Annotated in this window: 16 protein-coding genes; 15 read left to right on the plus strand and 1 reads right to left on the minus strand. The window is 41.2% G+C overall.

Going from position 1 to position 14426, the window contains the following annotated elements:
* The 4 genes from qcrB (at position 1) to BrL25_RS20580 (ending at position 3154) form a co-directional block, all read left to right on the plus strand.
* Entirely contained in the window at positions 1–672 is a 672-nt protein-coding gene (qcrB, locus tag BrL25_RS20565) for a menaquinol-cytochrome c reductase cytochrome b subunit (protein WP_018670083.1), read from the plus strand.
* A 30-nt stretch (positions 673–702) separates the two neighbouring features.
* Entirely contained in the window at positions 703–1488 is a 786-nt protein-coding gene (locus tag BrL25_RS20570; protein ID WP_018670082.1) for a menaquinol-cytochrome c reductase cytochrome b/c subunit, read from the plus strand.
* A 187-nt stretch (positions 1489–1675) separates the two neighbouring features.
* Positions 1676–2287, plus strand: a complete 612-nt coding sequence (locus BrL25_RS20575) for a DUF1405 domain-containing protein (RefSeq protein WP_018670081.1) — start codon at positions 1676–1678, stop codon at positions 2285–2287.
* Between the two features lie 48 nt (positions 2288–2335).
* Entirely contained in the window at positions 2336–3154 is an 819-nt protein-coding gene (locus BrL25_RS20580; RefSeq protein ID WP_018670080.1) for a sporulation protein YpjB, read from the plus strand.
* 175 nt (positions 3155–3329) lie between these two features.
* Here BrL25_RS20580 and BrL25_RS20585 read toward each other — a convergent pair whose 3' ends face one another.
* Positions 3330–4193: a YitT family protein gene (locus tag BrL25_RS20585; RefSeq protein WP_018670079.1), complete on the minus strand. Its 864-nt coding sequence runs from the start codon at positions 4191–4193 to the stop codon at positions 3330–3332.
* Positions 4194–4409: 216 nt separating this feature from the next.
* Here BrL25_RS20585 and BrL25_RS20590 point away from each other — a divergent pair, with 216 nt between their 5' ends.
* The 11 genes from BrL25_RS20590 (at position 4410) to BrL25_RS20640 (ending at position 14408) form a co-directional block, all read left to right on the plus strand.
* Entirely contained in the window at positions 4410–4742 is a 333-nt protein-coding gene (locus tag BrL25_RS20590) for a nucleotide pyrophosphohydrolase (RefSeq protein ID WP_003341666.1), read from the plus strand.
* Between the two features lie 11 nt (positions 4743–4753).
* Entirely contained in the window at positions 4754–5557 is an 804-nt protein-coding gene (gene dapB, locus BrL25_RS20595) for a 4-hydroxy-tetrahydrodipicolinate reductase (RefSeq protein ID WP_018670078.1), read from the plus strand.
* Between the two features lie 55 nt (positions 5558–5612).
* The gene (locus BrL25_RS20600) at positions 5613–6002 is read left to right on the plus strand and encodes a methylglyoxal synthase (protein ID WP_018670077.1); all 390 of its coding nucleotides are present in this window, start codon (positions 5613–5615) and stop codon (positions 6000–6002) included.
* Between the two features lie 13 nt (positions 6003–6015).
* Entirely contained in the window at positions 6016–6717 is a 702-nt protein-coding gene (gene bshB1 / locus BrL25_RS20605) for a bacillithiol biosynthesis deacetylase BshB1 (RefSeq protein WP_018670076.1), read from the plus strand.
* Between the two features lie 70 nt (positions 6718–6787).
* Positions 6788–7906: an N-acetyl-alpha-D-glucosaminyl L-malate synthase BshA gene (gene bshA / locus BrL25_RS20610; RefSeq protein WP_018670075.1), complete on the plus strand. Its 1119-nt coding sequence runs from the start codon at positions 6788–6790 to the stop codon at positions 7904–7906.
* Between the two features lie 208 nt (positions 7907–8114).
* Positions 8115–9341 carry a CCA tRNA nucleotidyltransferase gene (locus BrL25_RS20615; RefSeq protein ID WP_018670074.1) on the plus strand — a complete coding sequence of 409 codons (1227 nt, stop codon included), beginning with the start codon at positions 8115–8117 and terminating at the stop codon, positions 9339–9341.
* A gap of 93 nt (positions 9342–9434) precedes the next feature.
* The gene (locus tag BrL25_RS20620) at positions 9435–10412 is read left to right on the plus strand and encodes a biotin--[acetyl-CoA-carboxylase] ligase (protein ID WP_018670073.1); all 978 of its coding nucleotides are present in this window, start codon (positions 9435–9437) and stop codon (positions 10410–10412) included.
* A 319-nt stretch (positions 10413–10731) separates the two neighbouring features.
* Complete coding sequence (gene panB, locus BrL25_RS20625; RefSeq protein WP_051088568.1) at positions 10732–11547, plus strand: 3-methyl-2-oxobutanoate hydroxymethyltransferase; 816 nt, start codon at positions 10732–10734, stop codon at positions 11545–11547.
* The gene (panC, locus tag BrL25_RS20630) at positions 11544–12401 is read left to right on the plus strand and encodes a pantoate--beta-alanine ligase (RefSeq protein ID WP_018670071.1); all 858 of its coding nucleotides are present in this window, start codon (positions 11544–11546) and stop codon (positions 12399–12401) included. Before panB ends, panC begins: the two co-directional genes overlap by 4 nt.
* Positions 12402–12460: 59 nt before the next feature.
* Positions 12461–12844 carry an aspartate 1-decarboxylase gene (panD, locus tag BrL25_RS20635; RefSeq protein ID WP_018670070.1) on the plus strand — a complete coding sequence of 128 codons (384 nt, stop codon included), beginning with the start codon at positions 12461–12463 and terminating at the stop codon, positions 12842–12844.
* Positions 12845–12941: 97 nt separating this feature from the next.
* Entirely contained in the window at positions 12942–14408 is a 1467-nt protein-coding gene (locus tag BrL25_RS20640; protein ID WP_018670069.1) for a tetratricopeptide repeat protein, read from the plus strand.
* Positions 14409–14426: the final 18 nt, after the last annotated feature.

The following is a 14426-nucleotide window of genomic DNA, read 5'->3' on the forward strand; positions in this document are numbered from 1 at the left end:
ATGATACAAAAAATGTATGATTGGGTGGATGAGCGCCTAAATATCACTCCTATGTGGCGTGATCTGGCTGACCATGAAGTACCTGAACACGTAAATCCCGCACATCACTTTTCAGCGTTCGTTTACTGTTTTGGGGGCCTTACTTTTTTTATTACTGTAATTCAAATTCTATCTGGAATGTTTTTGACCATGTATTATGTTCCAGACATCATTAATGCTTATGAGTCCGTAAAATACTTACAAACTGAGGTTGCTTTTGGTGTAATCGTTCGTGGTATGCACCATTGGGGCGCAAGTTTAGTAATTGTCATGATGTTCCTACATACCTTACGTGTCTTCTTCACAGGATCTTATAAAAAACCACGCGAATTAAACTGGATTGTAGGGATGTTAATCTTCTTCGTAATGCTTGGTCTTGGTTTTACTGGGTATCTGTTACCTTGGGATAACACAGCGTACTTTGCTACAAAAGTAGGGCTTCAAATCGCTGACTCTATTCCGATAATTGGACCTTATGCGAAAAGTTTGTTAACAGGTGGAGAAATTGTAGGAGCGCAAACGCTTACTCGTTTCTTTGCTATCCATGTATTCTTCTTGCCAGCTGGCTTGTTGGGATTATTGGGTGCTCACTTTATTATGATACGTGTACAAGGTATTTCTGGACCTCTATAAAACTAGTCTTCAACAATAGGAGGAATTAGCATGGCAAAACAAGATAAGAATGCTACCTTCGTTGGAGACTCTCGGATCTCAGCGAAGCGCATGCCAAATGTGTCACCTTCGTATTCTGACTATCCAGGAACCACTGAACCGTTTTGGCCAAACTTTCTGTTAAAAGAGTGGATGGTTGCTGCGGTTTGTTTGCTTGGTTTCTTGGTGTTAACGGTTTCACATGAATCACCTCTAACAGCGAAAGCTGACCCAAATGATACTTCTTTTATTCCAGTACCGGACTGGTATTTCTTGTTCCTGTACCAATTATTGAAATATCCATGGGCAGCAGGTGATCACGTACTGCTTGGCGTAATTGGTATTCCTGGCGTTGCTTTTGGTGCCATGATTCTAGCGCCATTCTTAGATACAGGTAAAGATCGACGTCCAATTCGTCGTCCTATTGCAACTGGACTTATGCTACTGTCCTTGTTCTCCATCTTCTTCTTGACTTGGGCAGCTCATGACGAACATGAAAAACAGTTAGCTAAGCTAGGTGGCGGCGGTGGAGGAGGAGCTCCTGCTGCTGCAGCAAAGGCTGATCCAAGCTTTAAAGCTGATCCACTATGGGCAGCAAATCAGTCTTGTATTGGGTGTCATGGTGGAAATCTTGAAGGCGGGATGGGACCTAATCTACAAAAGATTGGTTCGACTCTAGGTGCTGAAGATATCCACAAGACGATTGTAGAAGGTAAAGGTGATATGCCAGGTGGTATGTTTAAAGGATCGGATGAAGATCTGAAAAAACTGGTAGATTACCTCGCAAGTTTGAAATAACAAAGGAGCAAAGCTGGCTGATGACCTCGGTCAGCTTTTCCTATTTGTAGGGTTATACATATGAGACAGTTCGACACTCAACTGTAACACAATTCTTACAAACGTGTGGACATTGGTTGCAGATGTATGTTGGTACATGTAAACTAGAGAGGTATCTTTTTACAGTTAATAGGGGTGACGTAAGGAAATGAAATGGATGTGGCTCTGGTTTCTAGGATCATTAAAAAAATCGTGGTTTCTCTGGACCTTGTTCTTCATTAACTTTTTAGGGACAATCTACGGTTTTTACTGGTATAAGGACCAACTTGCAGATGTAGCTGCCTATAATGCGCCCTATTTGCTGTTATTTGTCCCAGATAGCCCTACTGGGAGCGGACTATTTACTCTGGTTATCTTAATGTACATTTTGGGTCGAAACGTTCCAATATTGGAAGCGGTCGCATCAGTTACGAACTTTAAGTACGGGATGTGGGCAGTTGGAGTTATTGTTGCAGGCTGGTCTCTGGGTAACGAGGTTCATTGGCAAGATCTGATGCTTTTAGCGTCCCATTTGGGAATGGCAGTGGAGTCTATGCTGTATGCTCGCTACTATCAAATAACTTGGTTGGGGCTTGGAATAGCAGCGCTTTGGGTGTTAAATAACGATTTTCTCGATTACGTAATGGAAATTCACCCGTATCTACCAACACCACTGGTTCCATATACCGGCATTGTGGGCTTATGTACGGTTGTTTTAAGCTTGCTCTCCATTGCTATTATTTATTATTTACATACACGAGCGAATAAAAATCAGGTCTAATCTTGTCCTCCATTCCATAGTCTGTACTATGGGAAAGGAGGTTTTTTTGTGCCAAAAAACATCAGAATGTTGCTACTCTTATTGGTAATGGGATTTCTATTAGCCATGCCGATTAGTTACTTTGTGACAAAAATGAACCAGCCGCCAGAAGAAAAACATTTGGCTGAATTAGATAAGGTGGCAGGGGAAATGCTACGAGCAACTGAAAAAGGAGATTATGACACGGCCAAACTAAAAATAGAGAGGTTAGCTTCTCAATTTCCCAACGAAACCCTTCCTATATCTTTACGGATTGAAAGTCTCAATGCTGTAACACAGTCCATTTTATCAGCCAAAAAAGCTTATGCAAGTCCAAAAACGACAGAAAATCGATTGTTGTGGCATGCGACGCAGGTGAGAGTAGCTGTAGATGCGCTGAGTCATCAAAGGAGTCCTATGTGGCGCACCTACTATAACTCCTACTCAAAGCAGATGCAGAACTTATTGCAAGCCGCTGTCGAACGAGATACCGAAACCCTTCGAGCACAATATGAGGAAAATTACCAATTATATTTAGCGCTACGGCCTGCAATGACAATCCAGTTAAAAGAACAGGCAATGGATAAGGTTACACGAAAATATGAAGAGATAGCGAAACATCTACTTAATCAGAAGCTGGATTGGCAGATGATGCGTTCCTCTATCAGAGAACTGAGTAGTACGATGCAGGAAGCGTTTGTTGGGGAAGATCAGACTGCTGTGGGTTCATTCATGGACAATCCAGAATCAACGTATCGTCTGATGGTGTGGATATCTACTTTGGTGACTGTTTCACTAGCTTATGTAGCTTGGATAAAATACTCTGCGATGAAGCAACGAAGGATCTGAATTCAGGATTGAGATATATAAGATTAATGATGGAAAAGGCCTACTCATGTCGAGAGTAGGTCTTTTTGAAGTACCCATGCATCCGTACTTCTTATATTAGTCATTACCTGCATAGAGAATCACAGGTATAACATGAAGCATACAAAAGTCTAGTTAATAAAGGAAAAGTAGCCTTTTATGTTTGTCGCAAGGGCTTTTTATTTTCATCAAATGTAAAACCTTCACCTAAAACTTCATGAACCTCGCTCACAATAACAAAAGCATGAGGGTCAATTTCATTCATAAGATTTTTGAGGCGAGGGACTTCATTTCTGCTGACAACACAGTAGACAATCTCCTTATCCATACCGGAAAAGGCACCTTTTCCATTTAAAATCGTGACACCCCGTCCTGTGGTCAAAATTTCCTGAGCTATTTTTTGGGGGTTCTCCGATACGATCATTAAAGCTTTACCAGCATACGCACCGTCTTGGAAAAAGTCTATAACCCGTGCAGCAATATACACACAGACTAACGTATACATAGCGTTTTGAATAGTTAAGTAGATCAGAGATGCACCGACTACTAGGATATCACCCATGAGTAAGGTACGGCCCATACTGATTCCGAACATCTTGTTTAATAAACGGGCGATAATATCGACGCCCCCTGTCGTTCCACCATAACGAAAAATGATACCTAGACCGCTACCGATTGCAACTCCAGCAAATAAAGTGGCAAGCAAAGTGTCGCCCAATTTTTCATAATGTAAAATCATGCCAAATACTGAAAGCGAAACTGATAAAGAAACCGTTCCAACGACGGTGTAAAAAAAGCTGACTTTCCCTAACAAACGATACCCAATAAAAAATAAAGGAAGATTGAGTAATAGATAAACAATTCCCTGATCAATAGCTGGAAAGGCTAGTTTGATCAGAATGCTGATCCCTGTGATACCGCCTTCTGCCAGTCCGTTTGGAATGTTAAAAGCGTTAATGCCAAAACCCATGATGATAGAACCGATGATAATTGCTAATATGTTTTTCAAATGCAATTTCATGAAGGGAAATCTCTCCTTTTCCGGTAAATCAAAAGGTAGCAAACATGCTGACTGTACACAGGTAGGAAAAACTTGCTTGTAACCCTAATCAGAGTCATTATAAAGGAGGTTTTTTGCCTTGTCTATTTATGATACACTTTAGCCAATAGGTTTTTTGATTAATTTGCTTGCTTACATAGTTTGCTCGGTTTTGGGTCTAGTATGAGGGAGGAAAAAATGGATAATAAAAAAACATTACAGGAAATTCAAGAAGAAGTAGATCAGTATATCTCTCAGTTTAAAGAAGGATATTTTTCTCCATTAGCTATGTTGGCTCGCATGACTGAGGAAGTAGGAGAGCTCGCTCGTGAAATCAATCATTATTATGGAGAAAAACCTAAGAAATCAACTGAAGCAGAAAAAACAGTTGAAGACGAACTGGGAGACGTTTTCTTTATTGTCTTATGTTTTGCCAATTCTCTTGGTATAGATTTGCAGGAAGCATTTGATCGCATTATGCACAAATTTAATACTCGTGACAAGGATAGATGGACCAGAATTGAAGAGTAGGAGAGGGTAGGATGGAAAAGATAATTCGCGTTGCCGTAGCTGGCGCCAAAGGAAGAATGGGGCGCGAAGTGGTTAAAATGCTTGAACAAGATCCCTCTCTGGAGTTTGTTGCAGGGATTGATTCACAGTTGACAGATGTAGATGTGGGTGAGGTACTAGGAGGAAAGCCAATAGGCGTACCAATGATTAATTCCTTGGAAGAAGCCTTACTAGCTTTTAAACCAGATGTTGTCGTAGACTTTACTACGCCTTCACAGGTTTACCAAAACATGCTCCTGTGTCTGCAACATGGTGTGAGACCAGTTGTAGGTACGACTGGTCTTAGTCCTGAAGAAATAGCAGAATTAAATCAAATATGTGTAGACAATGAGCTTGGGGCTATAATAGCGCCTAACTTTGCTATCGGGGCTATCCTCTTAATGAAATTCGCTAGCATGGCAGCTAAATATATGCCACATGTAGAGATTATTGAACTACATCATGATCAAAAGCTTGATGCCCCAAGTGGAACTGCGATTAAAACAGCTGAAATGATTGCATCAGCTCGTAATGACATACAGCAAGGTCATCCAGATGAGAAAGAGATCCTTGCTGGAGCACGAGGAGTTGATTATATGGGCTTCCGAATCCATAGTGTGCGTTTGCCAGGTATGGTAGCACATCAGGAAGTATTATTTGGAGCAATTGGACAAACCTTATCTATCCGTCATGACTCCATAAATCGTGAATCGTTTATGCCAGGTGTTCAAATGGCCATTAAGGCAGTTGTCTCTTTACAGACGTTAGTATATGGACTAGAGCACCTCATTGATTAATATACAAAAGAGTAGTGGTAAACAGACAGAATGAGTGACTGAGAGGGGATTTTACATGAACATCGCATTGATTGCACATGATCAGAAAAAAGAAGAGATGGTTCAGTTGGCTATGGCCTATGAGGGTATTTTACAAAAGCACCAATTATTCACAACAGGTACCACAGGGTTGCGCATTATGGAAAATACGAGATTACAGGTAACGCGTTTTTTATCGGGACCCTTAGGTGGCGATCAGCAAATTGGTGCCATGATTGCTAAGAACGAAATGGATGTTATCGTGTTCCTACGCGATCCACTCACTTCTCAACCACATGAACCTGATATTCAAGCTTTATTACGATTGTGCGATGTTCACCGTATACCAGTTGCGACTAATCTAGCTACAGCAGAAATCCTACTAAAAGCTGTGGAGCAGGGTAACATGGCTTGGCGGGAAGTCTAACGGGAGGAATATTATGGAAGAAAATCACTTGGATATATTAGCCATTGGTGCTCATCCTGATGACGTGGAGATTGGAGCAGCAGGGGTCTTGCTACGAGCAAATCAGCAAGGAAAACGAACGGGTATTCTTGATTTAACGTATGCAGAGCTTTCTTCAAATGGGACAGTAGTGCGCCGTCAAGAGGAGGCAGCTGTTGCTTCTGAGCATATGAATTTGACTGCACGTTACAATTTTGGATTGCCTGATCGTGGATTGGAAGCAAACCGGGAACTGGCTGTCAAAAAGGTTGTCGATCTTATTCGAAAAACTCGACCTAAAGTAGTGTTAGCTCCTTATTTTCATGATCGGCATCCCGATCATGAGAGTGTAAGTCGGATCGTAAAAGAGGCGATTTTTTCAGCAGGTATAAAAAAGTTCGTAGGAGAACGTGAATTACCTGCATATCGTCCTGAGCAATTTTTTTATTACTTCATCAATAGTACTGCTTCTCCTAGTTTTTTTGTAGATATCACGGATCTGTATCCGCAAAAGATACAGGTGCTAGAGTCGTATCGAAGTCAGTTTGAGCAAGAAGAAGGGAGTGTAAGCACTCCATTAAATAATGGATACATTGAATTGGTAGAGTATCGTGAGCGTTTATTTGGGCAACAAGCAGGAGTGACATATGCAGAAGGTTTTGTCAGTGCCACACCGTTGGTACTTTCATCCTTGTAACAGTGGGAGCGCCCGAGTGCCTGTCAGCCGATGACAGGCCATTTCCTGTGTACAAAAGGGAGGAATTAAAATGAATATTGGTATTACGTGTTATCCTTCCTTGGGCGGTTCCGGTGTGGTGGCCACAGAGTTAGGCAAATTGTTGGCTGAGCGTGGACATAATGTGCATTTTATTACAGCTGGCATGCCGTTTCGTTTAGGGAAGTTTCACCCCAATATATTTTTTCATGAAGTAGAAGTAAATCAATATGATGTATTTAAGTATCCACCGTACGATTTAACATTAGCGAATCGCATGGCACAGGTTGCTCAGAATGAGAATCTCGATATTTTGCATGTTCATTATGCAGTACCTCACGCGCTATGTGCTTATCTAGCCAAGCAAATGGTTGGCGATCATTTGAAAATCATCACCACTTTGCATGGAACAGATATCACAGTCCTTGGTTACGAGCCGAGCTTACGAGATATGATTCGCTTTGGAATTGAAAAGAGCGATATGGTAACTGCTGTTTCAGCAGATTTAATCCGCGAAACGCATGATTCACTTCAAGTAGACAAAAACATTGAGCTTGTATACAACTTTGTAGATAAGCGCAGGTATTCACGTAAGGATGTAACCGAATGGCGAGCTAAATTTGCACCTAACGGAGAAAAAATCATCATGCACATTTCCAATTTCCGTCCGGTCAAACGTGTGCAAGATGTAGTAGCAGCTTTCCGTTATGTTCGTGATGAAATGCCTGCTAAATTAATTTTAATTGGTGAAGGCCCTGAGCAGTGTAATATAAGGAAATTAATTCAGGATGAAGAGCTATGTGATGATGTTTTCTTTTTAGGGAAACAAGATGACGTAGCAGAAGTCATTTCATTAGCTGATCTGATGCTCCTCCCATCCGAAAAGGAGAGCTTTGGGCTAGTGGCATTAGAAGCAATGGCATGCGGTGTGCCAGTTGTTGCCTCTTGTGCTGGGGGATTACCTGAAGTGGTTTCACATGGTGAATCAGGATATCTATGCGAAATTGGCGACACCAAACAGATGGCTATATATGCTTGTAAATTGTTACAGGATGATATGCTGTACGAAAGCTTTCGCGTAGAAGGACTACGTCGTTCTCAGGATAAATTTAGCTATGACAACATTACTTCCCAATATGAATCATTATATCAGCAACTACTCTCTACATAAAAAACCAACTTCTATTTGCATCAAAGCCAAATGATCGATGTAAGTAAGCAAAGCCTAACGTATGGTTAGGCTTTGCTACGAAATGAAGTGAAAAATTGAGAGAGAAGCACAGCAACTCCTATTAAAATACGCATATTTTAGCACCCCTATATGAAAAGTAGGATTTTGAAAGACAATATATAAGAAAGAAAGGACAGGAGGCGTGTAAATGAAAGAAGAGGCGAAAAAGGTACTTAAAAAATTAGAAGAGCACGGCTACGAGGCTTATTTTGTCGGTGGTTGCGTCCGTGATTGGCTTCTTCACCGTCCTGTTCATGATATAGATATATGTACAAATGCCCATCCAGGAGACATTATGAATTTGTTCCCCGACCATATTCCTACGGGCTTACAGCACGGAACAATAACTGTTAAGCAGGATGGCTATTTGTTTGAAGTAACGACATTTCGAACAGAGGGAACATATGAAGATTTTCGTCGACCAAGGGAAGTTCACTATGTTAATGAAGTAGTGGAGGACTTGGCCCGTCGTGATTTTACAATTAATGCAATGGCGATGAAATATAACAAAGAATTAATTGATCCTTTTTTTGGATTGGAGGATGTAAATGATCATGTAATCCGAGCAGTGGGTGATGCTAGTCGTAGATTTCAGGAAGATGCGCTACGACTTGTTCGGGGAGTTCGCTTCGCTTCTCAGCTGGGATTCCAGATTGAAGATGAAACAAGAAACGCTATGAGGGATAACGCCCCATTGTTGATTCATATTGCAGTAGAGAGGGTCCGCGATGAATGCAACAAACTCATTGATAGCAAGCATCCGGATAAAGGCTTTCAATATGCTCAACAAACGAAGCTATTTCAGGCCATTCCTGTTTTGCAGCAATTATTTGATCAATCAACAATTCATTTGTGGAGATTACAAACTGTAGAGAGTGTAATGCATAAATGGGTTGTGTTACTTTTTGCTGCTGATTTCAGTTGGAAGCAGTCGCGTGAGTTATGTCAATACCTGAAGATGTCACGTAAAGAAGAAGAAACAATCACTTATCTTATGCAACAAATCATGTTCCTTCAGCCAACATGGGATCAATGTCAGTCTATTGACTGGACTCGATTCATTATGAAGTTTGGTCTGGAACGCTGCTATGACTTGGAAAAAGTGTTGGATGCTTTATGGTGGAATGATCTATCCAAAAAGCAGGGGACACTTCAATCTGCTTTTGATAACATGGCAGTGAAAACCTTGAAAGAATTAGCTGTAGATGGATCAGATATTAGAAAGATAAGTGATCAAAAACAAGGTCCTTGGATTCAACAAACCCTGGAATATCTGTGGGAGCGCACAGTAACTGGAGGACTTACTAACGAATCGGAGACTTTGCTGATGGCGGCTAAAGATTTTATGCGTTGTGACAAAAGCACATCAGGGTGAATGAAATGACTCGTGGTGCTACATGATCGTTCGATGGATGTACGAAAAAAGGAATGGAATCGTTATTTTTTGCGGCTATGACGGAGGAGACCTATGAATATTAAGCAGGAAATATTACGCGCTTTTCGTAATCATCCACAAGAATTTATTTCGGGTGAATATCTAAGTCAAAATTGTAAATGCACACGAGCAGCAGTATGGAAACATATCGAAGAGCTGCGACAAGAGGGCTATGAATTTGAAGCGGTACGCAAATCAGGTTATCGGCTTGTTTCCTCACCAGATTCGCTATCGGCTGAAGAGATTCTGTCTGCAATGCAAACAGAACGAATTGGAAAAAATATTGTAGCTTACGAAACGGTTCCAACAACACAGGCATTAGCCCATGAATTAGCTTCTAAGGGAGCACCTGAAGGGACCTTAGTGGTGGCTGATCAACAAACAGGTGGTAAAGGTCGGTTAGGTCGAGTCTGGCATTCACCAAAAGGGACGGGCATATGGATGAGTTTAGTGTTACGTCCCGTCATCCCGATTGGGCGCACTCCCCAAATGACGTTGCTAACAGCAGTTGCTATGGCTAAAGCAATCCAAGAGTTTCAAATTCCGGTTAAAATTAAATGGCCTAATGATATCTTTGTAAATGGCAAAAAAGTGTGCGGAATTCTAACAGAGCTACACGCAGAGGCTGATCGTGTTAACTATTTAATTATTGGGATTGGAATTAATGTAAATAATCAAGAGTCAGATTTTGATCCGGTCCTCCAAGAGGTTGCAACCTCATTACGCCTAGCGTTGGGGGAGCCATTGAAAAGATCTCAATTTATTCAAGTATTTTGCCGTATATTTGAACAACTCTATCTGGCATATTTGAGCGATGGATTTGGTCAAATCAAGATAGAATGGGAAGCCTTGTCGATGTCTTTACATCGTCGTGTTACAGTCCGTACTCTACAAGCAGTATTAGAAGGTGAAGCAACAGGCTTAAATGAAGAGGGAGTTCTCTTATTACGCGATGATGAGGGAGTCATGCACAAGGTGTACTCTGCTGATATTGAGTATAGCGATACCTAGGAAATTTTGTTATACTGCTTCTGAAGGCTATATCCTATTGGAATAGCACTTCCTGTTAAGAAGTATGCTAGAAAAACAACTGAAACAAAAAATCTGCTCTAAGCCTAAAGGGACCGAGACAGAAGGAAGAAATTCTAATGGACTACGTGCTTTATTGCGTAAACACAACCTTCGCCTGCGGTGCGGAGGTTTTTTGGTATGTACGAAGCGCACTAGAGTACACATTGGAATAATTTCAAAACGGTATTGGGTGTAGGAGACAACGGGAGTGTCTAATGTGCAGGAAAAGAAACCGCTAACGACGTCCAAGCTACGTCAAATGAAAGAAAAAAAAGAGCCAATTACCATGCTTACCGCTTATGATTATCCCTCTGCGAAATTGGCAGAAGAAGCAGGAATAGACATCCTGCTGGTGGGAGATTCCCTAGGCATGGTTGTGTTAGGCTATGAATCTACGGTGTCTGTTACCATGGATGACATGATCCATCACACAAAAGCTGTTACGCGTGCAGCAAAAACAGCCTTTGTTGTAGCGGACATGCCCTTTTTGACATGTCATGGCTCTGTAGATGAAGCCATTCATCATGCGGGTCGGTTAATTCAGGAAGGAAATGCAAAAGCCGTGAAGATTGAAGGGGGAGAAGAGATTCTTCCTATTGTCAAGAGATGTACAAAGGCTGGAATTCCGGTTATGGGCCATTTAGGGTTAACACCACAGTCTGTCCATCAATTAGGTGGGTATAAAGTACAAGGCAAAGATCTTGAATCTGCAAAGCAATTAATCACGGATGCAAAGGCTCTAGAAGAAGCTGGCGCATTTGGTATTGTTTTGGAATGCGTACCAGCAGAAGTAGCAGCGAAAGTAACGGAAGCAGTAGAAATTCCTGTGATTGGCATTGGAGCTGGAGCAGAGTGCGATGGACAGGTTCTAGTGTTCCACGATGTACTTTCTTATGCTTCCAGTCTTACTCCTAAATTTGTAAAATCATACGCTCAGATTGGAGACATGATTCAATCAGCGATTTCTCAATACGTAGTAGAAGTAAGAAGTAGACAATTCCCTGAACAACGACATTCCTTTGCCGCTTCTGAAGAAACCATTCAGCAATTATATGGAGAAGAGGTACGAGTATGATCACGATTAGCACCATCAAAGAACTACGTGAAGCGCTTTCTGTGCATAAGAGGGCAGGGAAAACAATTGGATTTGTACCAACGATGGGTTATTTACATGATGGACACCTCAGTTTGGTAGAGCAAGCAAAAAGCGAATCAGATGTAGTAGTTATGAGCATTTTTGTTAACCCACTGCAATTTGGTCCAAATGAGGATTTTTCCGTTTATCCGCGCGATTTAGCCCGTGATCAGAAATTAGCACAGGATGCAGGAGTGCACTATCTATTCACTCCTTCTGTAGAGGAAATGTACCCACGCCCTATGCTGACAAATGTTTCTGTGCAAAACATTACGGAAGCACTGTGTGGGTTATCGCGACCGGGACATTTTGATGGGGTTGCGACAGTAGTCACGAAGCTATTTAATATTGTGGGTGCTGATAAAGCCTTCTTTGGCCAAAAAGATGCTCAACAGGTAGCTGTCGTTGAACAAATGGTTGCTGATTTACAAATACCTGTACAGATCGTTCCATGTCCCATTTATCGAGAAAAAGATGGATTGGCAATGAGTTCACGTAATGTGTTTCTTTCAAAAGAGGAGCGATTACAAGCATTAATACTCTACAAAAGCTTGTCTCGTACAGAACAGATGATTGCGAATCAGCAAAGAGACGTGGCAGTTCTTAGTAACGAAGTTCGCAATCTCATCCAAAGTCAACCTTTGGCAGAAATAGATTATGTAGAAGTGAAACGTTATCCTGAGATGAGTGACATAGAAATTCTAAAAACTGGGGATAGAATTTTAATTGCTCTAGCAGTAAAATTTGGTCGTACTCGTTTAATTGATAACGTAATACTTACGGTCGTCGATTAAAAGTGTGAACGAAAGCTATTAGATATAGAAAGATTCACATTCAAGGGAGCGAATTGGAAATGTTTCGTACAATGATGACTGCTAAAATTCACCGTGCTACTGTGACGGAAGCGAATTTAAATTATGTAGGTAGCATAACAATTGATAAAGATATTCTGGACGCACTTGATTTATTACCAAATGAGAAAGTTCAGATTGTAAATAATAATAATGGCGCACGTTTAGAAACGTACATTATTGAAGGTGAACCAGGCAGTGGTGTTATTTGCTTAAATGGAGCAGCAGCAAGACTTGTCCAACCAGGGGATGTGGTTATCATCATTGCATATGCGATGATGACAGATGAACAGGCACGCAAGCATAAGCCTAAGGTAGCCATTATGGACGAGCATAATAAAATCGCTCAATTATTAGCGGAAGAAGTTCACGCTACTATTCTATAGAGCAAGAGCAGGAAGTACTACCAGTGCCATTTTTGCATAGAGCCATCCCACTTGTGAGACAATGAGACTACTCACTCTGACAAAGGGGGTGGCTCTTGTGTTTATTGAGGATTGGTTTGAGGACTTATATCAAAAAGTGGATCGCATTGAAAAAGAATGGGCTACGGCTTCAACGGAAAAGCAAGAACATCTAATACGACAACTAAAAGAACTCCGAACATGTAGTGACCAGGTTATTGATCTGTGGCTAAAATATGAAGAAAAGCTAAACGAAGCAATTCGGATGATTAAGCAAGCAAGCGATGTAACCATTTCTACTGAAGAAAGTTTGGATGAAGAGAATCAAAAGCTGTCAAAAGTACAGCAACCACTTTTATTCTCTACTCTGCTTGAAGAAGAGCAGCCACAAAAAGAGCAACAGAGTGAGTTATTTGTAAAGGCAGAAGGATTTTACCATCTACGATTATATGAGCAATCCAAACAGCACTTCGCCTCTTTCTTGGAACAAGCGCCTGATTGGGAAAGTGGACGTCTCTATTATGCCTACAGTCTATACTACTGTTGTGATCATGAACTCGCTTTAAAAGAATTTCGATTGTTGACACGAACGGCTGTTTCCCCTAAAGTTGTTTCCATCAGTTACAATGCTTTAGGGTGCATGTATGTACAGGAACAAAAGTGGTTAGAAGCCATACAGGCGTTTGAGATGGCATTATCCGTTCGTCCTGAATATACGGAGAGTAGATACAATCTAGCCATCTGTTATTTGGAGCAGGGAGACACGGAAAAAACAATGAAAATATGCGAGCAGCTATTAGCCGAACATGATCAGGATTGGGAAGTACAAGTTCTCTATTTACGTGCTGTTCGTCAATTATTTGCTCATTATCCACAAAAAGATATAGAGAGAATGCTAAAAATGTATGATCCGAATCGAAATCTGGATACGCCAACTTTATGGGAATTGGCTATGCTAGCAGAACAAGCTGGATTCTATAAGCACGCACTCAGTTGCTACAAGTTTCTTTTGGAACGTCAACCATTAGATGCAGGGCTTTGGCATGCGATTGCTTGGAACAAGTGGTTATTAGATGGACCAAAGCAAGCGATGCCTGCATTAAAAAAAGCACTAACGCTGGCACCTGAACATCCTGATTATTTATTTTCATACGGTTGGATGCAACTCGCAACAGGTGAAATTACTTCAGCTCGGATCGCTTTTTCAAAAATATTACATGCAACTGAGAATCATCATCTTGGCTTGCTGGGATTAATTTACGCTCATGAAGGAGAAGGAGCTTATGATCAAGCCAAAGGTATAGCTACTACACTTATTCAAAAACAGGATCAGTACTCGCAGATGCTAGGGCATTATCAACTGGGAAAATTATCTCTTCAACAAGGGAATCAGCTGGAAGCAAGTCAATATTTAGAGAAAGCACGCTCCTATAGCGATGTGATTCCAGAGGTTAATCAATGGTGGGAGAAATGTAAGAATACGGAGGACCATGTGCAGGTTAATAGTCAGATAGCAGGAATTTCGACATCAACTGCCGAATGGTAAAAAGAAAAAAACAGTAGC

The sequence above is a fragment of the Brevibacillus laterosporus DSM 25 genome (genome assembly GCF_002706795.1).
Lineage (GTDB): Bacteria > Bacillota > Bacilli > Brevibacillales > Brevibacillaceae > Brevibacillus_B > Brevibacillus_B laterosporus.

Coding starts and splice junctions, on each gene's coding strand:
- qcrB (WP_018670083.1), top strand. CDS start 1: ATGATACAAAAAATGTATGATTGGGTGGATGAGCGCCTAAATATCACT.
- BrL25_RS20570 (WP_018670082.1), top strand. CDS start 703: ATGGCAAAACAAGATAAGAATGCTACCTTCGTTGGAGACTCTCGGATC.
- BrL25_RS20575 (WP_018670081.1), top strand. CDS start 1,676: ATGAAATGGATGTGGCTCTGGTTTCTAGGATCATTAAAAAAATCGTGG.
- BrL25_RS20585 (WP_018670079.1), bottom strand. CDS start 4,193: ATGAAATTGCATTTGAAAAACATATTAGCAATTATCATCGGTTCTATC.
- BrL25_RS20590 (WP_003341666.1), top strand. CDS start 4,410: ATGGATAATAAAAAAACATTACAGGAAATTCAAGAAGAAGTAGATCAG.
- dapB (WP_018670078.1), top strand. CDS start 4,754: ATGGAAAAGATAATTCGCGTTGCCGTAGCTGGCGCCAAAGGAAGAATG.
- BrL25_RS20600 (WP_018670077.1), top strand. CDS start 5,613: ATGAACATCGCATTGATTGCACATGATCAGAAAAAAGAAGAGATGGTT.
- bshB1 (WP_018670076.1), top strand. CDS start 6,016: ATGGAAGAAAATCACTTGGATATATTAGCCATTGGTGCTCATCCTGAT.
- bshA (WP_018670075.1), top strand. CDS start 6,788: ATGAATATTGGTATTACGTGTTATCCTTCCTTGGGCGGTTCCGGTGTG.
- BrL25_RS20615 (WP_018670074.1), top strand. CDS start 8,115: ATGAAAGAAGAGGCGAAAAAGGTACTTAAAAAATTAGAAGAGCACGGC.
- BrL25_RS20620 (WP_018670073.1), top strand. CDS start 9,435: ATGAATATTAAGCAGGAAATATTACGCGCTTTTCGTAATCATCCACAA.
- panB (WP_051088568.1), top strand. CDS start 10,732: ATGAAAGAAAAAAAAGAGCCAATTACCATGCTTACCGCTTATGATTAT.
- panC (WP_018670071.1), top strand. CDS start 11,544: ATGATCACGATTAGCACCATCAAAGAACTACGTGAAGCGCTTTCTGTG.
- panD (WP_018670070.1), top strand. CDS start 12,461: ATGTTTCGTACAATGATGACTGCTAAAATTCACCGTGCTACTGTGACG.